The following is a 17,923-nucleotide window of genomic DNA, read 5'->3' on the forward strand; positions in this document are numbered from 1 at the left end:
TGCATAGCGAGACTGCTTCCATAGAGGACTTGAGTACATCATTGCGCGTAATATCTCAGGCAATGTTCACACACTACCACCAGAAAGTCATCATCCTGATAGATGAATATGACGTCCCTATGCAGGCGGCTTATCAAAATGATTACTATGATGAGATGGTTGGTTTTCTAAGAAGTCTCTTTTCTTCATCTCTCAAGACCAATGATGCACTAGAGAAAGGCATCATGACAGGCTGTCTAAGAATATCCAAAGAAAGCATTTTTACAGGCCTCAATAACTTCTCATCCTACTCAATCCTTGACAATATCGCCAATGAGTATTTTGGCTTCACCACAGAAGAGGTTGAGCAGCTCTTATCTGACTATCAGTTATCTCAGAGCATGAATGAGGTCAGGGAATGGTATGATGGATACAGGTTTGGAGATCTTGAGATCTATAATCCATGGAGCACCCTAAGCTATGTGAAGTACAGGATAAGGGATGTCTCCTTCAGGCCTGTATCCTTCTGGGCCAATACGAGCAGCAATAGTATTGTTGTGCAGTATATCCAGAGTGGTGACAGGGGGCTAAGAAACGAGTTTGAGCAGCTCATGAACGGTCAGTCCATCATCAAGGACATCAAGGCGGAGCTGACATACCGTGAGATGGACAACATCAACAATATCTACAGCTTCCTGCTGCTTACAGGCTATCTCAAGGCCATCAATCACCTGGGTGACCACCGCTATGAACTCGTCATCCCAAACAGGGAAGTCTATGAAATCTATAAGCAGTCTTTCATGAGCTACTTCAGGGACTATGCAAGTGCAAGAAAGAGCACACTCTATCAGGAACTCATTTCAGGAAATGAAGGAAGCGTGAATGAGATACTCAATGACATATTAATGAGAAGCATCAGCTACTATGACAACCAGGAAAGCTTCTATCATGGATTCCTGGTAGGGCTGCTGAATGATCATGAAGTCGTCTCCAACCGAGAGGCAGGAGAGGGCAGGTTTGACTTGTGCATCTTGCCTGATTCGATACTTGGTACTGTAGTCATTATTGAATGCAAGCATTCAAAGGGTATTAGGGATCTTAGAGATGATGCACTTATTGGGGCAAGACAAATACAAAAGAATCAGTATCTTAAAGAAGCACTTAATGACGGCTATAAGAATGTGATAGGCTATGGTATATCCTTCAATAAGAAACAATGTTATGTCGTAAAGACGGATGAACAATGAGCACTTCGGTGCTCTTTTTAGCTTTTTCAAAATATATTGATTTATGTGTCGTATTTCAATATAGTCATCTTGTGGTAGAAATAGATACGATAGAAACACAATGGCTTAAGTGTCATCTATAGCTTGCGCAAGTGACTCTTGACAGTAAAAACATTGGGGCAACGACTGCTTTCTTGTAGAAAACAGACCTCCATCCTATAGTGAAAGCGCAAGGAGGAAATGAAATGGAATTCAGTGAATCAATAAAACAATTAAGAAAAGACAACAAGCTTACCCAGGAACAACTTGCTAGTAAACTTCATGTCACAAGACAAGCAATCTCAAACTGGGAGAACAACAAGAATCTCCCTGACATTGAAATACTTATTGAGATTGCTACAACATTTCATATCTCCTTGGATCAGTTAATACTTGGAGGTAATGATATGAATAAAATGACTGAAAAATTAATTGAAGATGGTAATACAGGAAGAAGTGCAAAGATGAATCTTATCGTAACAGTTATTGGTGGATTCTTAATGCTTGGCGGACTTGCCTGTTTCATTATCAAGTCACTATCTGTTGAATACATTGATGCACAGGGCATTCTTCACGAGAACTTCTTCTTAATACCAGTTGGGCTTGCATTCTTGGCAACAGGTATATTGGTGATTGTTGTCACCCTTACCGCCTATCTCTACAACAAGAAACGCTTATCAAAGTAAAAGAAAACTGTGGGATATACAATATATCTCACAGCTTTTTTAAGTATAACTCAATATGGTATTATAGCTTTTATAAGAAAAAAAGATGCCGAAGCATCTTGAAATTTCCATGGCTGGGGTAGTAGGATTCGAACCTACGAATGGCAGATTCAGAGTCTGCTGCCTTACCGCTTGGCTATACCCCAATCGCAGTGCTTTATTAATATAACGCAGGTTGGGACGTTATGCAAGTAGAAATTTGAAAAGTTCTTCATAATGCATTAAAATAAGTCATAATGAATGAGAAATGAGGTTGTTTTATGTCAAGGGTAGGAGTTATTTTTGTATCAGTACATCATGAAAATACATTAAAAATACTTCAAGCTATGAAAAAAGAGATAGAGATGGATTTGATACCTATTAATTATGTAAAGAGTGCTGATCTTTCACAATATGACTATTTAGGATTTGCATCTGGTATATATTATAATAAGTTATCACCTGCTTTACTTAAACAAATACATAAACTAGATTTAAAAGACAAGAAGACATTTATTGTCTATACTTGTGGGAGTCATTATAAGAAATATGAAGCTGAAGCAGAAGATATGCTTAAAGCGAAAAGTACATATCTTGGAACATTCTATTGTAGGGGATATGATACATTTGGGCCATTGAAGTTTATTGGTGGTATCGCAAAAAAACATCCTAATATCAAAGATGAAAGATTAGCACAGGCATTTATAAGTGACATTGTCTTACGATAAAACGACAGCATGACATGAATATCATAAATGTGGAGATTTGGGTTGAGATAATTCTTAAAAAATGTCACAATAAAGTATATCGAAATAATTTAGGGAGGGGATTATATTGAGTAAATCGAAGCTTTTTTCATTATTACTTACTGCTACTTTAGTTCTTCCACTTACATATACACAAGTTTCTAGCGTTAAAGCTACTAACTTTTCAGGCAAAGAATCAAAATATTATAAATTATGTTCTTCATCAACATTAAGTTCTGGAGATAAGAAAACATGTAAAGAATTCAATAGTTATTTAAAAGATCAATCATCGAATCTTAAAGATCAGATTGCGGATGCAAAGAAAGCTATTGAAGATACACAAAAGAGTGTTGATGATATCGTTAAGTCATTAGATTCTATTAATACTCAGATTGCTGATAACACTAATAAAATTAATTATGTATCAACAGCAATCACAAATACACAAAATGAAATCGATATAAAGAAAGAAGAATTAAAAGCAAGATTATATTCTGTACAGAGTCAATTAAATACAAATATGTATGCTGATTACTTATTAGGGGCATCTTCTTTTGGAGAATTCTTCTCTAGAGCTGCAACTCTAGGTGATCTCACAAGTTATGAAAATGACTTAGTAAATGAAATTCATGCAAAAGAAGAAGAACTTAAAGCAGAACAAGCAACACTTAATTCTGCCAAAGAAGCATTAGCTGTACAAAAACAAGCAGCTACAAAACAACAAGCAGAATTAGTAGCTAAAGTAACAGGACAAAAAGCTGCATTAGATGCCACACAACAACAATTAAATCAAAATACAGATAGTATTGAAGTTATTGCCAAGAACATGGCAGATATCGAAAAAGCTGATAAATTAGCAGAAGTCAAGGGTGTTACACAAGCTGTTGAAGACCATCCAGCTCAACAACAACAACCAGCAGCGCAGCAGCCTGCTTCAAAACCAGCTCAGTCAAATACAACTTCAAATTCTAATTCTAATAAGAATACAAATACTAATAACCAATCATCATCAAATAATGCTGCTGCACCAGCACCTACACCTGCTCCTAGTCAGCCTGCTACATCAGGCAATCAGTCAAAAGGTATGGCAATTGCGAATACCGCATTAAGTAAACAAGGATCAAATTATGTATGGGGTGCTTCTGGACCTAATACATTTGACTGTTCAGGTTTAGTATGGTGGGCACATAAGCAGAATGGTGTTAACTTTGGTCGTTGTTCGACAAAAGTACTTGTCGGTATGGGTCAATCCGTAGCTCGTGGTAATCTACAGGCTGGTGACATTATTCTCTTTAGTAGTAACGGAAAGGCAAGTGGCGTTCACCACGTTGGTATCTATGTTGGTGGTGGTAGAATGGTCCATGCACCTAGAACTGGTGAAACAGTTAAGGTTGTCAATATCACAAGCGGCTACTACAACAACCAGTACTACACGGCAAGAAGACTTTATTAATGAATACTAAGGCATAAGTTCTCACTTATGTCTTTTTTTATGTCTTGATAATAAAGTGTTATATGACTATAAAAGTTACCAATGGTAATTAAATAGGAGGAACAATGAATAGTACAAAGACAAAAGCATTACTTGATAGCTTCTATATGGCAAGAAGAATACTTGATTTATTGCCAGAGTTACCTGAAGGGGTATTACCTTCTTATATACGTTATTTAGAAGCAATTATTAAACTCAAAGAAAACCAAAACAATGTGAAAATTTCTGAATTAAGTTCGGCTTTGAATTTACCAAGGCCAGGTGTGACACGTACTGTGAATAGTATGGTTGATAAGGGTTATTTGAAGAAGGATATATCATTAGATGATGGTCGTGTTGTATATATTTCTTTGACACAATCTGGTTATGATCTTTTTGAGAAATTTAATAAGATTTATTTTGAAGATCTATCGAAAGACCTCAATAAGATTTCTTTAGAAGATGCGGATATTACTGTTGAGACCATTACAAAGTTTTATCAAGTTATGTGGGAAAGGAGACAAGGTCATCATGAGTAGTAGTGCAGCTGATTTCACGCAAGGAAGTATAGTGAAGAAGTTATCTCTCTTTATGATGCCTATATTAGGGGCATTGGTATTACAAGCAGCCTATGGAGCCGTTGATTTAGTCGTTGTAGGACGTTTTGGGACGACAGCTGGGTTGTCTGCTGTTTCAACAGGTAGTCAGGTGCTCAATTTAGTAACGTTTGTCATTACACAATTATCAATTGGTATGACAGTACTTATTGCCCGCTATCTTGGTGAGAGAAAGGTGAAAGAGATTGGACCAACGATTGGTGGTTCGACAATAATCTTTACACTTATCTCAATAATCTTGTTTATGATCATGTTCTTCTTCTCATTACCAATCTCAGGACTTATGCAAGCACCCCAACAAGCCATTACCCAGACAAGTGCTTATGTGCGTATATGTGGTTCTGGTATATTCTTTATTGTTTTCTATAATCTCTTATCAGCCATCTTTAGAGGATTAGGGGATAGCCGTTCACCATTGCTATTTGTGGGGGTGGCTTGTATTGTAAATATATTTGGTGATTTGTTTTTGGTGGCAGGGATGCATATGGACGCTGCAGGTGCCGCACTTGCGACAGTCTTTGCCCAAGGCATAAGTGTATTATTTGCCCTTGTCTTGTTGGTGAAAAGAAAGAGAGAGTTCACAATCACTAAGTCAGATTTCACAATCAATAGTCAAAGCTTAAGAGCATTCAAAATAGGTGTTCCTCTTGCCTTACAAGAAAGCTTAACCCAGATCTCTTTCTTAGCACTTTGTGCTTTTGTGAATAGATTAGGCTTAGAGGCATCATCAGGATATGGTGTTGCTTGTAAGATTGTTAATTTCACAATGTTAGTGCCAAGTTCATTAATGCAGTCGATGGCATCATTTGTTGCCCAGAATGTCGGTGCAGGAAATGAAAAACGTGCTAAGCAGGCAATGATAACAGGTATGGGTATTGGTTTAGCGATTGGTATTATTGTATTCCTCTTTGTATTCTTCAAAGGCAATCTTCTTACAAGTATCTTCACAAACCAAAAAGCCGTTATCCAACAAGGCTATAAGTATCTTAAAGGCTTCGCATTTGAAACAGTTGTAACAGCAGTACTGTTTAGTATGGTTGGATATTTTAACGGACATGATCAAACATTATGGGTTATGATACAAGGATTAATACAAACCTTACTCGTACGTCTTCCTCTTGCTTACTTTATGTCCATCCAGCCCCATGCAAGCCTCACTTATATTGGCTTAGCTGCTCCCGTCGCAACAACATGTGGCATTATCTTAAATGTCGGTTTCTATATCTATCTCAAAAAACATACGATGCAAGCATAGGCATAAGCTTATGCTTTTTTGTGATATGAAAGTAAAATAGATGTGTGTATCACTTTTATTTGACAACTTTAATAAATAAATGAGGAAATATGCGTAAATTAGGTGATTTTTCTTTTCAAATTATGAAAATACTACTATAATGTAGTTATAGAGGCAGGCAATAAGAGAATGTCTTCATTACACCAATACATTCTTATAACCACAAGTCTCTATATCATCTCATGTACAATCATTCTTACAAGGAGGGTTAAACAAAAATCACGGTAAAAGGCATAAAAACACAAATAAAGATGATATATAAAAGCCCATCATTCTCTTACTTGTTGTAATCCCCAAATAGACAAGTATTCCTATAAATAATAGAGAATGCATATATCATATAAACAAATGACAGCGCTTACCTAATTCAAACAGTTCTCATGTTGATTTCAGATACTGTTTATCAATGTCCATAATAGAAGATGGAATCTGTAATAGTCTATTTGTGTTTTCTTTGTATTACATCTTGTCATATTGTAATACTGATATGTCCTTATTCACGAAACAAAGACGCCTCATAAAGTCAGAATATCCCTTAAGGATACCCCACTTCATAGTATAAAGACCTGATGTACTATAATGAAAATGTGCTTTGTCATTGGGAATGCCAAAGCAGTCATCCCACTACCTGCTTTGACATGACAAGGTATGATTGTTGTCGAATATCATGATTTGTAGTATATATCCATTATAGATAACATAAAGGTCTTCCAACACTTGGAAGAATATTGACAAAGATGAGTATATTGTTGTTGATCAAAGATAAAGCATTCCTCCCCAATAATGTTATTATTGGTAGTTTCTTAGTAGGCTACATGGTGAACAATGATATGTGGTATTAGGTCGAGCATTTGTTCGGCCTTTTTGCATGTGACTTGTTTTTCGTCAAATAAATGTATATCATAGTGGCAATAGAGGAAACGCATGATGAAAAAAATAGTAATATACTGTATGACATTGGCGTTGTTAGTGGGCTGTAGTCATAAGACTGCAGAGACAAAAAAGCCAAAAGAAACATCTATACAGTTAAAGACATATACATATCAAACATCATCAATAGTTGGAGATAACCAGCCTTATCGCTTTATTGAAGTTGTAAGAGATGTAAAGAGTAATAATAAAAATGTAGAAGTTAAAAAGACAAGTTCGACAGACTATAGCTTAATAGCGAAAAAAGTAGGCAAAAGTACTATTCAGTTTATTTTCAATAAAAGCATCTACAAAGTGACAATGCAGATTTATGACAAGGATAATCAAGCTTTGTTTTCAAAGATGCCTGCTCAGTTACAGGAGTATGGTAATAAATATCCTGAAGTGAGAGCATTTGTCTTAGGCTATTTACCACAAAAGCATAATGATACTTCAACACCGGATATTTCCTGGGAGATTGATGCTTATTTAAAATATCATCAAGTGCCTTATTTCTATCAATATGATGAGCGTTGGGGTTATCGTGAATATGGACAGAATTATATGGCCATTAGTGGTTGTGGGCCTACTGCTATGAGTATGGTTTATACCTATCTTACACAAAAGACGGATATGAATCCTTTAACCATGGCTGATTGGGCTAATAAAGAAGGCTATTATAAACTTGGTTATGGGACCAACTATAACTTCTTTACACAGGGAGCTGCTAAGTTAGGGCTTAAGTGTGAACTTATTCAAAATAATGCGAAGGGCTTGGATGAAGCTTTACAGGCGAATAGACTTGTGGTGATGAATGTTAAGGAGGGTGATTTTACCAAGAGTGGGCATTATATTCTCATTGTAGGTAAGCAGGATGGTAAGCTGGTTATTCATGATCCTAATAGTCGCCTTCATTCACATCAGTTATGGGATGAGAATAGAGTCATCGCTCAAAATAAACAGATGTTTGCCTATTATCTATAGACACGGAGATGATCTCTGTGTCTATTTTTATGATGTTTGTGGTATGATGAATGGGAGGTGAAATGTGATGTTGTTGAAGGAAATGAATAGTTATTATAAGTTTCATAAAGAGCGCTTAAAACAATGGCTTATTGAAAATAAGTATCTTGATCAAGATTATGATGGGGATATTTATGATCTTGTCTTTGATAGTAGTTTTATGAATGTGCTTGAAGAAAATAAAGCTATGATTAAAACAACACCAATACGTAAGAAATATCAAAATATTGATCAATATGAACCACCATATATGATACCTATGACCTATTCCATTCTTGATCTTGATGACTGTGTCATCTTAGATACAGAAACAACAGGTTTATATAAGGATGATGAAGTGATTGAATTATCAGTAATTGATATGTTGGGAAATGAAATCTATCATTCACTCTATCATCCCCAGAAAAGAATTGGTCAAGCGGCAAGTCGTGTCAATGGCATCACCAATCCCATGCTCAAAGATGAACCTTATTTCGTCAATGAGTGGGAAGCTATAAAAGAAGCCGTTGGGCATAGAAGAATTATTGGGCATAATATAGCATTTGATTATCGCATTACCTTATCAACAGCTTTGCGTTATCATATACCTGAAAGTGAAGTCAAAATGCTTTTTAGGAATATGGTTGATTCAAGACTTATTGCCAAGAGATATATCAAGAATGTCGATAACTACAAACTCAGTACACTTTGTGAAATGTTTGGTATCACTGATCCCCAGAAACACCGTGCAACATATGATTGCCTCATGACATTAGAGTTTCTCCGGGCGCTCGAAAGCTATTTACTCAACAATGATCAATATAATGGATATAGGAAGGAAAGGAAGAATATGCCAGATTTAGAACAAGCCATTCTCTATGGATATAAGGCCGGTAAGTCGATTGAAGATCTTTCCATCTTCTATGGCATCAGCCGTCTTGATATAGCGAAAATGGTCAAAGAACATCACTTAGAGATACACGTTGATCCTGAAGTAAGACAAAAACTTGAAATCCTCCAACAAGCTTACAGTGATCAGGATGATGAACTGCTCATTCAATTCTGTTTAAAGTATGCTTCACGAGAAGATATCTATTTAATTTTAGGTAAATAAAAGCCAATTCTCATATTGAGAACTGGCTATTTCTTTACACGAATACTTGTGATAACAGGTTGTTTGTCTTTAGCGACAGTTCCATTATCATCTAAAACAGGCGTATTCCAGGCAATCTTGTCAACGACATCCATACCTTTGGTCACTTTACCAAAAGCGGCATATTGGCCATCAAGAGATGTATCATCATCCTGCATTATAAAGAACTGGGAACTTGCGGAATTATAATCAGAACTACGCGCCATAGAGATTGTCCCTCTTGTATGCGAAAGAGTATTATCAACACCATTCTGACTAAATTCACCTTTGATTGTCTTCTTGCTGCCACCAGTACCATCACCCTTAGGATCACCACCCTGAATCATAAAGGTATCAATAATACGATGGAATGTTAGCCCATCATAGAACTTATCATTCACCAAACTAATAAAATTATCAACCGTAATAGGTGCCTGAGTACGATCAAGCTTAACAGTTATATCACCATAATTCTTCACCTTAATCACAACAACAGGATGATTATTTACAGAAGCCTTTTTCTTAGAACTACAAGCAGTTGTCATAACAAGCATTAAACATGTAAAGAGAATTGTAAGTATACGTTTCATAGCCTTCCTCCATAAACACTATTATGTCATATTTTACAATTATCATCTAGAAAAAAGAATTCCAACAAGGTATCCTAGTTGTGGTGATATTATGAAAAAGAAAACAAAGATAGGGTTATTGTGGGAACTCTTTCTCAATACGCTCTACTTATCAGCTTTTACATTTGGTGGAGGATATGTCATTGTTTCAATGATGAAGACAAGATTTTGTGATCAGCTTCACTATATTGATGAAGAAGAAATACTTAATCTTGTTGCGATTGCCCAGTCCGCACCTGGTGCTATCGCCGTTAATGGAGCGATTGTCCTGGGGTATAAAATGGCCGGCATTCCAGGCATATTTGTCTGTGCATTAGGGACAATTATTCCACCTTTTGTGATTATCTATGTGATTTCTATTTTTTATAATGCCTTTATCACAAATATTTTCATCAAGAATATGCTTGTAGGAATGCGTGCTGGTGTGGGGGCTTTGATTGTCTCTGTTGTCTATGATATGGGTAAGGGTGTTATGAAGGATCATCGGCTAAGAAATGCCTTGATTATGATAGGGGCATTTGTATTGAATTATTATGGTCATGTGAATATTGCTTATATTGTGATTGGTTGTATTGTCTTGAGTTTGGTGGATACATTTCTTATTAAGAAGGTGAAAGTATGATATTGTGGGAATTATTTGTGGCTTTCTTTAAAGTAGGCATACTCTCATTTGGTGGTGGTTATGCCTCAATGCCCATTATGATCGAACAGGCCATTACAAAACATCACTGGATTAATATGTCTACTTTTACTGACCTCTTTACAATCTCACAAATGACACCTGGTCCTATAGCTATTAATGGTTCTACCTTTGTCGGAGAAGCAGCGGCCGGGATGCCTGGGGCTATTATTGCGACTATTGGTTGTGTATTGCCATCAGCAATCATCGTCAGTTTTCTAGCTTATCTCTATGTGCGTTATAAAGATCTTACGATTATGGATAATGCCTTAGCTTTCTTAAGACCAGCTGTAGTCGCCATGATAGCGATCAGTGGGATCACAATCTTGTTGGAAGCATTCTTTATAAAGAGTACAATATCTTTAACAGCGATTAAATATCATGCGATTGTCATTTTTGTGATTTGTTTAGTGTTGTTGAGAAAATATAAATGGAATCCTGTGCTAGTGATGTTTCTAGCTGGATTATCTGAAGTCATCATACAATACATATTTTAATAATGAGTGAGGGTAATATGGAAGAAAGTAAGAAAGAAGGATTAGTATTTGCGGTTGATGTCGGGGCGCTCATGCTTTATGCAGGGGCTGAAGTCTATCGTGTCAATGATACAATTATACACATGTTGAAAGCTTTAGAAATAGAAGACGTTGAAGTCTATGTTCTCTCCAATGGCATCTTTGCCTCAACAAACGAACAAAGTATTGTCCGTAATGTTACATTGGGACCGATACATTTAGGAAAAGTCTCAGCTATTAATCAGCTCTCAAGAGACCTTAGTGCCCACAAAATCAATCTAGAAGAAGCTAAACAACGCTTCGAAGAGATCAAACATATCCCTACAGCCAAAGATTATGTCTTAATTCTTGCAAGTGGTGTAGGGTCAGGTGCCTTTGCATATATCTTTGGCGGTAATGCCTTCGATGGCCTTTTTGGCTTTATCAACGGTGTCTTACTTGAAGCATTCTTTCTGGCCAGTGTGATGCGTACACGCAGTCGCTTCATCCGCAATATTTTTGGGGCAGCCTTTGTCACTATTCTGACAATTATCTATATTAAGGTCTTCACCAATCTTCATATGGGAAAGATTATTATTGGTTCAATTATGCCCTTAGTACCTGGTATCGCTTTAACAACAAGTATTCGTGATCTCTTTTATGGTGATTATCTCTCTGGGGCTATTCATCTATTGGATGCTTTATTAACAGCGATATGTATTGCGGTTGGGGTAGGGACAGTGATGAGTCTCTTTAGAATGTTGGGAGGATTATTATGATTATTCAGTTCTTGGTGGCAATGGTTGCCACAGCAGCGTTCTCAATATTATATAGCGTTCCAAGAAAGAATATACTAGCTGGAGCTGTTGCAGGTGGAGTAGGATGGATTATCTACTTCACGCTAGAAAAAGTCGGGGCAGATACCATTGTCTATGCCTTCACTTCAGCCTTCTTCCTAGGTGTCATTTCAAGAATCTGTGCGGTGCTCTTTAAAACACCTGTGACGCTCTATCTCCTACCTGGTATCTTTCCCATTGTCCCAGGTGCCGGGATCTACTATACAGCCTATTACTTCTTTATGAATGATATGGCTTCATTCACAAGAAATGGTCTAGAAACAGCTAAAATAGCTTTGGCAATAAGCTTTGGGATTATCTTTGCCCTCTCCATACCCCATGAGATATTTGGCTTATTACGCAAACTACAAAGAGAAGAAAAATAGCGGTGGAATCATAGGATTTCATCGCTTTATTTATTATATTCAAGAAAAAGTCATCTCTATTCAAATATATTATTATTTTCATTTTACTCTTATTTGACATTTAAAGAAGAAAAAAGTATATTAGGTAGGCTAGAGGCAGAAAGGAGAGATTATGGTTCATCAATATTACATAGAATACGTCTTAATTAATATCATGTGCTTAGTCATATCCATCATTATTGCCTCAAGAGTCAATAGTGATGTTGGTAATGATTTAGAAGTCTATTGGTATCATTTTATTATTTCAATGGTCATTCTTTTCATTATGACTGATGTCACATCATTCATTCTTAAGCATCAAGTCATACATCTCATAAATGGCTTTATCTTTAAATATATACGTTGCATTATATCAGTCATCATAGCTTATGGCTGGTTTCGTTTCACACTAGTCAAAGTAAATCGTAAACTAGCCGAAACAACAATCATAAAATATACATCCTTCATCCCAGTCATCATAACAGCTATCATCGTATGTTGCACTGATGCCATCTACAAACTCACAACAGATAACCATGTTATTCATGGTGACTATTATAGGCTACAATGGGTTATACCAGGGATGTATTTCCTGATGATTGTCATAACTGTCATCGAAGCCGCAAGAAAAACCAAATCACTAACCAAGAAAAAAGAATACTATTCACTATTGCTTATTGGATTAGGGCCATCATCAGGAGCCATAGTCTCCTTTTTCATGGATAGCTTGCCCGTAGTCGTACCAGCAACACTTGCCAGCATGTTGATGATCTTCATGAATCTGCAAGATGGCCGCATTCATACCGATGTCCTGACATCACTCTATAATCGCCGTGCAACAGATGAGTATTTGATTGAACGACTCGCTAAAGCTAAAATGAAACCCTTTATCATCTATATGATTGATGTCGATAACTTCAAAAACATCAATGATACACTCGGACATAAAAATGGCGATCTCGTGCTTCAAATCGTTGCTGAAGCGATGCGATTTACTACAAAACATTATGATGGCTTTATTGCTCGTTGGGGTGGGGATGAATTCATAATCGTGCTTGATGAAGAAAAAGTAGATCAGGCTGAAAATATCATTAATCTCATGAACTACTTCTTCAAATACTATCTCTTCCAGCATCATCTCAGTGAGGATTTCTCATTATCCATAGGTTATAAAAAATGCCAACAAGAACTAAAACTTGCTGAACTGTATCATCAAGTTGATCAAGAAATGTATCAACAGAAAGAGGCAAAGAAATGATTCATTACATCTTATCCTATTTAATTGTTGATATATCTTGTGGATTATTTGCGTTAATACTATTGAATCATGTTGGATATGATTATGGGAATACATATTCAATACGTACATTTAAGCTGATGTTGATGTTTTTTATAGGTTATTTGGTATGTGATGCAGTATGGGTCTTAAGTCAATTTCATTATCTCCCTGTAATACTTAATCGCATAAGTGTGATTGGGGCGATGATTACGATATGTTTGTTTATTTATAGTTGTTTTATATATGGAACAATACAAATGGATTTACAATATATTGGAGTATTCAACTTTCATTTCTTAACATCCTTTAGCTACAACGTACTCTTTGTCTTCATATTGACTTCAGTTAAGACAGGTTGGTTATTTAGTTTTGATGAACATGGATTAGTAAATTTCCATTATAGCTTCATCATTATCTTTATTGTCAACTGTAGCTATCTACTCATAATTTCAGCCAAGGCTGCTTTTCGTGCCTATAAAGCTAAGAATGATGATGACAGAAGAACATACCTATCACTTACATCCTTTATGTTGATACCAGTATTAAGTGGATATTTCTATTTCAAAGACCAATATCTTCCCATTCAGCCACCAATTATTATTTGTATCCTCACGCTCATCTTCACGCTAAGACAGGACCATCGTATCTATAGTGACGCTTTAACCAAGCTCAACAACCGCCGTAAATTACGCAAATACTGTGATGAACGATTAGAAGATGCGCAATATAAGCCATTCTATTTCTGCATGATTGATATCGATGACTTCAAAAGCATCAATGACACTTACGGACATCATATCGGTGATGAAGCCCTCAAGATCCTCAGTCTTGCCTTAAGTCAATTGAGTCGCAATAAGCATTGTTTTGTCGCTAGATGGGGTGGTGATGAATTTGCGATTATCATCGACAAACAATTCTTCACCAGCCCACAACATATCTGTGAAGAAATCCAACAAACCTTCTATAAAGAAAACACCAACCCAGTCCTTAAAGACCTTACAATTTCCCTAGGCACTTATTATGTCAACAACAATCAACTCACCCTTGAAGAACTTTATAAATCAAGTGATCACAACATGTATATTCAAAAGAGAGCCTATCATAACAAGAAATAGTATCATGACTATTTCTTTTTTGTTATGATGGGTAGGGTGAAGAAAATGTTGAAAAGAATTATGCATTTGGTGTTCTGTCTATTAATGGCACTAACCATTCTTACAGGCTGTACAACACCAATAAAAACAACCAAGCCAACACATCAAGAAACTGTTTCAATTGATGTCAATGGCAGCTATACAACCAAACATGATGTTGCGCTCTATCTCCATACCTACCATAAACTACCAAGAAACTTCATTACCAAAAATGAAGCACGAGAACTTGGCTGGCATTCAGGAGGGCTGGATCGCTTTAAAGAATCGGCATGCATTGGGGGAGATTACTATGGGAACTATGAAAAACGACTTCCAACAGATCAAACCTATCATGAATGCGATATCGATACAATGCATCAAGACAGCCGAGGGACTAAGCGCCTCGTCTACGGCAATCACTTCGATATCTATTATACCGAAGACCATTACAATAGCTTTATCAAACTCTATTCAGGAGAAAAATCATGAACACATACTATCTTGATCTATCAAGCTGTAAAGAGAAGCAAGATCTCTATAAACGCTTTCTCGCCTTACCAGCAGATATCCATCCCGATAACCTCGATGCACTCTATGACATGTTGACAAGTATAAGTGAGAAGACAAAACTCATTATCAATAACTATGCAGGCTATCAAGCTCTCTACCCAGAATACTTCAACGCCTTTATGGAATTATGCCATGATGCCCACAACAATAATCCACTCTTAGATATACAATTTCTCTAATAAGTATATATTTCATACAAAATGAATATGAGTATTTGAGAGCGCTTTAAAAATGTGCTAAAATAACCTATAGTTTTGATTGGTAGGAGGGTATAAAGGAGTGAAAAGAGAAGAAGCTGAACGCATCATAATGGATACAACAATGAAGCTCATTGCGAAAAATGGCTTAGCATCCTTCTCCATGCGTCAGATTACAGATGAATGTGGAATCAATGAATCATTAATGTATCGCTATTTTGAAACAAGAGAGAACCTGCTTAGACAATGTTATGAGGTACTTTATCAAAAGATTATAGATGTACATAAAGACGTAGATTTAGAAAAACTACGTCAGGGAGATGTGCTTGAAGCTTTTCATAAGATGTATATAGAGATGATTGACTTATTGATCAGTGAAGACTATCGTACATTATTCTATTATGAATATTGTGAATACTTAAATGTAAAAGCAAATCATGATGCCTTTAAGAAGAACGCGGTACTTAAAGATATCATGAAGGCATTAAAGACATCCGTCCCTACATCTATTACTGATAAAGAGGGTCGTATTATTATTTATTATGTTGTTGATGTAACAAGTTGTTTTGCGAAAAGAATTATTCGTAATAATTTACCTAATAATGAAGAAACAAAAGAATATGTTTGGTGTATATTAAAAGCAGGTTTAATGAATTTATTAAAGTAGAAGGAGATTATTATGGAATTTGATATGAATGTATTTGATTGTTTTGTGAATCAGGCATTATTAGGTGTAGGGGACAAGGAACACTTTAATGCCATGACGATAGGATGGGGAGCACTGGGCACAATGTGGAGTAAGCCATGTTGTACAGTCTATGTCCGTCATAGCCGTTATACACATGAATTACTAGAAGACAATGATATCTTCACAGTTTCATTCTTCGAGCCAAAATACAAAAAGAACATGGTTGTCTATGGACAAAAGAGTGGTAGAGATACAGACAAAGAAGCAATCTCAGGCTTTACATTAGAAAAGAAAGGTGAAGGTGTAGGCTTTAAAGAGGCAAAAAAGACACTTGTATGCCGTAAGCTTTATAAACAAACACTGGATACAAAACTCATGCCACAGGATATTGTTGAAAAGCATTATCCAGATGGCAATGTCCATGATATGTATATAGCTGAAGTGCTAGAGATTATAGATTGACCTGGGTAAAACCAGGTTTTTTTTGGTTTTATAGGTTTTTGGTGAAATGGCATTGTGGGTAGTGATCGCAGCCAATAAACTTCCCATGCTTACCCGTTCTCACCACAAGTCTTCCGCCACATTTAGGACAAATATCACCTGGTTGTAATCCATTAATTGCAGCTTTCCTATTTTGAATATTTGTGATATGTTCATTTCTTGTCTCTTCTTGATCAATATTATAGGACTTAATTTCAAGTGTGAGATGAAGCATCTGGACATGTGTAAGAACAGGTTGTGTAGAGAGTGCTTGAATGGTAGATAAAAGATTGAAGAAATAGACGACATGCTCGTGTTGGAGATTGAGTTTAAGTGTTGCGTTATTTGAAAAGGTAATAATGGAATAGAAGGGTATTCCTTCTTTTCCTATAAGTGCTTCTAAGTTCTTGATATGGCCATAGTTCTGATGAATGGGATTCATGAAATGATGCTTCGTTGTCTTAAAAGTTTCTGTCCATTGATGATCTCTTTCTGATCCATAAATCCATCCACTATAATTCTTTACTTCAATCACAAAAATACCATATTGTGAAACAACAACATGATCAATTTGCGTAGTACCATTAGGTGATTTAAGAAGAATGTTATTGAGTACCATATAATATTCAGGATCTAATGAACTGAGAATATGGGCAACTCTTTCTTCCCCATGCTTACCTTTTCTCTTAGGGGCTGAACGCCTCCTCTCAATACATACTACGATATAAATGAAGATAACGATAATACCAATACTCATACCCATAATAAAAACAACTCCTCATACAACAATACTATAACAAGGAGTTGTCTTAATCTAGATAAAGTCTTAAACGAATCACATTGATTTCTTTAATATACAATTCAACCAACGATTATCTCTTTGAAGATTATCACCAGTTATCTTTGTCTCAACAAGATGAAAATCACCAATATATTCCATAATAGATTCTTCTGTTAAATCAATATAATAACGATCATCACGCATACCTACATAATCCCCATATTTAAAAGATACATACATAATACCATCATCCTTTAGAATCTTAAAACATCCAAGAAAGACTTCTTTTAAGTTGTCTTTATGAATATGAAGGAGTGATGCGCAAGCAAAGATTGCATCAAAGCTATTATAGAGCTCTTCATGTTTAATAATATCAAGTGCATCTATATTCAGCTTATTTACATTCTTGGGAACATTATTGAGGAAGGCTTTAACTGGGTCTAAGGCTGTTACGTTGTAGTTATTGATAAAATGCTTTGTATCACGACCTGAACCACATCCTAAATCTAGGATATGTGCATGAGGTTGAAGATATTTTTCAAACATCTCATATGTTTTTGTCATATTCGTATTTATTGTTTTTTTACTATATTCTAAAGCATGTTCTTTATAGTATTGAAGGGTCTTATTCATT

General features: G+C 36.0%; 21 protein-coding genes and 1 tRNA gene. 18 read left to right on the top strand and 4 right to left on the bottom strand.

The genetic code is table 11. From position 1 onward, the window contains the following. Positions 1 to 1,226, top strand: a 1,226-nt coding sequence (locus FYJ79_RS05000; RefSeq protein ID WP_154515080.1) for an AAA family ATPase, incomplete at its 5' end; no start/stop codon positions are given. Between the two features lie 224 nt (positions 1,227 to 1,450). Continuing rightward, on the top strand, positions 1,451 to 1,930 hold the full coding sequence (locus FYJ79_RS05005; RefSeq protein ID WP_154515082.1) for a DUF3955 domain-containing protein: 480 nt from the start codon (positions 1,451 to 1,453) through the stop codon (positions 1,928 to 1,930). 110 nt (positions 1,931 to 2,040) lie between these two features. On the opposite strand, the gene FYJ79_RS05010 is transcribed toward FYJ79_RS05005, so the two are convergent. Then, positions 2,041 to 2,115 (bottom strand) — tRNA-Gln (locus FYJ79_RS05010). A 114-nt stretch (positions 2,116 to 2,229) separates the two neighbouring features. On the opposite strand from FYJ79_RS05010, the gene FYJ79_RS05015 reads away from it, so the two are divergent. The 6 genes from FYJ79_RS05015 (at position 2,230) to FYJ79_RS05040 (ending at position 9,101) form a co-directional block, all read left to right on the top strand. After that, positions 2,230 to 2,676, top strand: a complete 447-nt coding sequence (locus FYJ79_RS05015) for a flavodoxin domain-containing protein (protein WP_154515084.1) — start codon at positions 2,230 to 2,232, stop codon at positions 2,674 to 2,676. A 106-nt stretch (positions 2,677 to 2,782) separates the two neighbouring features. Next, positions 2,783 to 4,147 carry a C40 family peptidase gene (locus FYJ79_RS05020; RefSeq protein WP_154515086.1) on the top strand — a complete coding sequence of 455 codons (1,365 nt, stop codon included), beginning with the start codon at positions 2,783 to 2,785 and terminating at the stop codon, positions 4,145 to 4,147. Positions 4,148 to 4,251: 104 nt separating this feature from the next. Continuing rightward, positions 4,252 to 4,704, top strand: a complete 453-nt coding sequence (locus tag FYJ79_RS05025) for a MarR family winged helix-turn-helix transcriptional regulator (protein WP_154515088.1) — start codon at positions 4,252 to 4,254, stop codon at positions 4,702 to 4,704. After that, positions 4,697 to 6,037 (top strand): MATE family efflux transporter, encoded by a 1,341-nt coding sequence (locus FYJ79_RS05030; RefSeq protein ID WP_154515090.1) that lies wholly within the window; start codon positions 4,697 to 4,699, stop codon positions 6,035 to 6,037. The genes FYJ79_RS05025 and FYJ79_RS05030 overlap by 8 nt, the downstream gene beginning before the upstream one ends. Before the next feature lie 963 nt (positions 6,038 to 7,000). After that, positions 7,001 to 7,969 (top strand): C39 family peptidase, encoded by a 969-nt coding sequence (locus tag FYJ79_RS05035; protein ID WP_154515092.1) that lies wholly within the window; start codon positions 7,001 to 7,003, stop codon positions 7,967 to 7,969. A gap of 67 nt (positions 7,970 to 8,036) precedes the next feature. Further along, positions 8,037 to 9,101: a 3'-5' exonuclease gene (locus tag FYJ79_RS05040; RefSeq protein ID WP_154515094.1), complete on the top strand. Its 1,065-nt coding sequence runs from the start codon at positions 8,037 to 8,039 to the stop codon at positions 9,099 to 9,101. A gap of 26 nt (positions 9,102 to 9,127) precedes the next feature. Here FYJ79_RS05040 and FYJ79_RS05045 read toward each other — a convergent pair whose 3' ends face one another. Next, a complete protein-coding gene (locus FYJ79_RS05045) occupies positions 9,128 to 9,664 on the bottom strand; it encodes a peptidylprolyl isomerase (protein ID WP_229771340.1) in 537 nt (178 codons plus the stop codon). A 136-nt stretch (positions 9,665 to 9,800) separates the two neighbouring features. Here FYJ79_RS05045 and FYJ79_RS05050 point away from each other — a divergent pair, with 136 nt between their 5' ends. The 10 genes from FYJ79_RS05050 to FYJ79_RS05095 all read left to right on the top strand — a co-directional run bounded on the left by FYJ79_RS05050 (position 9,801) and on the right by FYJ79_RS05095 (position 16,490). Then, positions 9,801 to 10,370, top strand: a complete 570-nt coding sequence (locus FYJ79_RS05050) for a chromate transporter (protein ID WP_154515098.1) — start codon at positions 9,801 to 9,803, stop codon at positions 10,368 to 10,370. Continuing rightward, positions 10,367 to 10,924: a chromate transporter gene (locus FYJ79_RS05055; RefSeq protein ID WP_154515100.1), complete on the top strand. Its 558-nt coding sequence runs from the start codon at positions 10,367 to 10,369 to the stop codon at positions 10,922 to 10,924. The genes FYJ79_RS05050 and FYJ79_RS05055 overlap by 4 nt, the downstream gene beginning before the upstream one ends. Positions 10,925 to 10,941: 17 nt before the next feature. Continuing rightward, on the top strand, positions 10,942 to 11,700 hold the full coding sequence (locus FYJ79_RS05060) for a threonine/serine exporter family protein (protein ID WP_154515102.1): 759 nt from the start codon (positions 10,942 to 10,944) through the stop codon (positions 11,698 to 11,700). Continuing rightward, positions 11,697 to 12,143: a threonine/serine exporter family protein gene (locus FYJ79_RS05065; protein ID WP_154515104.1), complete on the top strand. Its 447-nt coding sequence runs from the start codon at positions 11,697 to 11,699 to the stop codon at positions 12,141 to 12,143. The genes FYJ79_RS05060 and FYJ79_RS05065 overlap by 4 nt, the downstream gene beginning before the upstream one ends. A 151-nt stretch (positions 12,144 to 12,294) precedes the next feature. Next, positions 12,295 to 13,419: a GGDEF domain-containing protein gene (locus tag FYJ79_RS05070; protein ID WP_154515106.1), complete on the top strand. Its 1,125-nt coding sequence runs from the start codon at positions 12,295 to 12,297 to the stop codon at positions 13,417 to 13,419. After that, on the top strand, positions 13,416 to 14,555 hold the full coding sequence (locus FYJ79_RS05075) for a GGDEF domain-containing protein (protein WP_154515108.1): 1,140 nt from the start codon (positions 13,416 to 13,418) through the stop codon (positions 14,553 to 14,555). The genes FYJ79_RS05070 and FYJ79_RS05075 overlap by 4 nt, the downstream gene beginning before the upstream one ends. 45 nt (positions 14,556 to 14,600) lie before the next feature. Further along, positions 14,601 to 15,062: a ribonuclease domain-containing protein gene (locus FYJ79_RS05080; protein ID WP_229771337.1), complete on the top strand. Its 462-nt coding sequence runs from the start codon at positions 14,601 to 14,603 to the stop codon at positions 15,060 to 15,062. Continuing rightward, positions 15,059 to 15,322 carry a barstar family protein gene (locus tag FYJ79_RS05085; RefSeq protein ID WP_154515110.1) on the top strand — a complete coding sequence of 88 codons (264 nt, stop codon included), beginning with the start codon at positions 15,059 to 15,061 and terminating at the stop codon, positions 15,320 to 15,322. The genes FYJ79_RS05080 and FYJ79_RS05085 overlap by 4 nt, the downstream gene beginning before the upstream one ends. Positions 15,323 to 15,422: 100 nt before the next feature. Then, complete coding sequence (locus FYJ79_RS05090) at positions 15,423 to 16,007, top strand: TetR/AcrR family transcriptional regulator (RefSeq protein ID WP_154515112.1); 585 nt, start codon at positions 15,423 to 15,425, stop codon at positions 16,005 to 16,007. A 12-nt stretch (positions 16,008 to 16,019) separates the two neighbouring features. Continuing rightward, positions 16,020 to 16,490 (top strand): flavin reductase, encoded by a 471-nt coding sequence (locus tag FYJ79_RS05095; protein WP_154515114.1) that lies wholly within the window; start codon positions 16,020 to 16,022, stop codon positions 16,488 to 16,490. Positions 16,491 to 16,518: 28 nt separating this feature from the next. Here FYJ79_RS05095 and FYJ79_RS05100 read toward each other — a convergent pair whose 3' ends face one another. Next, positions 16,519 to 17,271 carry a nuclease-related domain-containing protein gene (locus FYJ79_RS05100; protein ID WP_154515232.1) on the bottom strand — a complete coding sequence of 251 codons (753 nt, stop codon included), beginning with the start codon at positions 17,269 to 17,271 and terminating at the stop codon, positions 16,519 to 16,521. A 72-nt stretch (positions 17,272 to 17,343) separates the two neighbouring features. Continuing rightward, on the bottom strand, positions 17,344 to 17,922 hold the full coding sequence (locus FYJ79_RS05105; RefSeq protein WP_154515116.1) for a class I SAM-dependent methyltransferase: 579 nt from the start codon (positions 17,920 to 17,922) through the stop codon (positions 17,344 to 17,346). Position 17,923 lies beyond the last annotated feature (1 nt).

Origin of the sequence: Sharpea porci (assembly GCF_009695655.1) — a bacterium.
Lineage (GTDB): Bacteria > Bacillota_I > Bacilli_A > Erysipelotrichales > Coprobacillaceae > Sharpea > Sharpea porci.

Coding starts and splice junctions, on each gene's coding strand:
- FYJ79_RS05005 (WP_154515082.1), top strand. CDS start 1,451: ATGGAATTCAGTGAATCAATAAAACAATTAAGAAAAGACAACAAGCTT.
- FYJ79_RS05015 (WP_154515084.1), top strand. CDS start 2,230: ATGTCAAGGGTAGGAGTTATTTTTGTATCAGTACATCATGAAAATACA.
- FYJ79_RS05025 (WP_154515088.1), top strand. CDS start 4,252: ATGAATAGTACAAAGACAAAAGCATTACTTGATAGCTTCTATATGGCA.
- FYJ79_RS05030 (WP_154515090.1), top strand. CDS start 4,697: ATGAGTAGTAGTGCAGCTGATTTCACGCAAGGAAGTATAGTGAAGAAG.
- FYJ79_RS05035 (WP_154515092.1), top strand. CDS start 7,001: ATGATGAAAAAAATAGTAATATACTGTATGACATTGGCGTTGTTAGTG.
- FYJ79_RS05040 (WP_154515094.1), top strand. CDS start 8,037: ATGTTGTTGAAGGAAATGAATAGTTATTATAAGTTTCATAAAGAGCGC.
- FYJ79_RS05045 (WP_229771340.1), bottom strand. CDS start 9,664: ATGACAACTGCTTGTAGTTCTAAGAAAAAGGCTTCTGTAAATAATCAT.
- FYJ79_RS05050 (WP_154515098.1), top strand. CDS start 9,801: ATGAAAAAGAAAACAAAGATAGGGTTATTGTGGGAACTCTTTCTCAAT.
- FYJ79_RS05055 (WP_154515100.1), top strand. CDS start 10,367: ATGATATTGTGGGAATTATTTGTGGCTTTCTTTAAAGTAGGCATACTC.
- FYJ79_RS05060 (WP_154515102.1), top strand. CDS start 10,942: ATGGAAGAAAGTAAGAAAGAAGGATTAGTATTTGCGGTTGATGTCGGG.
- FYJ79_RS05065 (WP_154515104.1), top strand. CDS start 11,697: ATGATTATTCAGTTCTTGGTGGCAATGGTTGCCACAGCAGCGTTCTCA.
- FYJ79_RS05070 (WP_154515106.1), top strand. CDS start 12,295: ATGGTTCATCAATATTACATAGAATACGTCTTAATTAATATCATGTGC.
- FYJ79_RS05075 (WP_154515108.1), top strand. CDS start 13,416: ATGATTCATTACATCTTATCCTATTTAATTGTTGATATATCTTGTGGA.
- FYJ79_RS05080 (WP_229771337.1), top strand. CDS start 14,601: ATGTTGAAAAGAATTATGCATTTGGTGTTCTGTCTATTAATGGCACTA.
- FYJ79_RS05085 (WP_154515110.1), top strand. CDS start 15,059: ATGAACACATACTATCTTGATCTATCAAGCTGTAAAGAGAAGCAAGAT.
- FYJ79_RS05095 (WP_154515114.1), top strand. CDS start 16,020: ATGGAATTTGATATGAATGTATTTGATTGTTTTGTGAATCAGGCATTA.
- FYJ79_RS05100 (WP_154515232.1), bottom strand. CDS start 17,271: ATGGGTATGAGTATTGGTATTATCGTTATCTTCATTTATATCGTAGTA.
- FYJ79_RS05105 (WP_154515116.1), bottom strand. CDS start 17,922: ATGAATAAGACCCTTCAATACTATAAAGAACATGCTTTAGAATATAGT.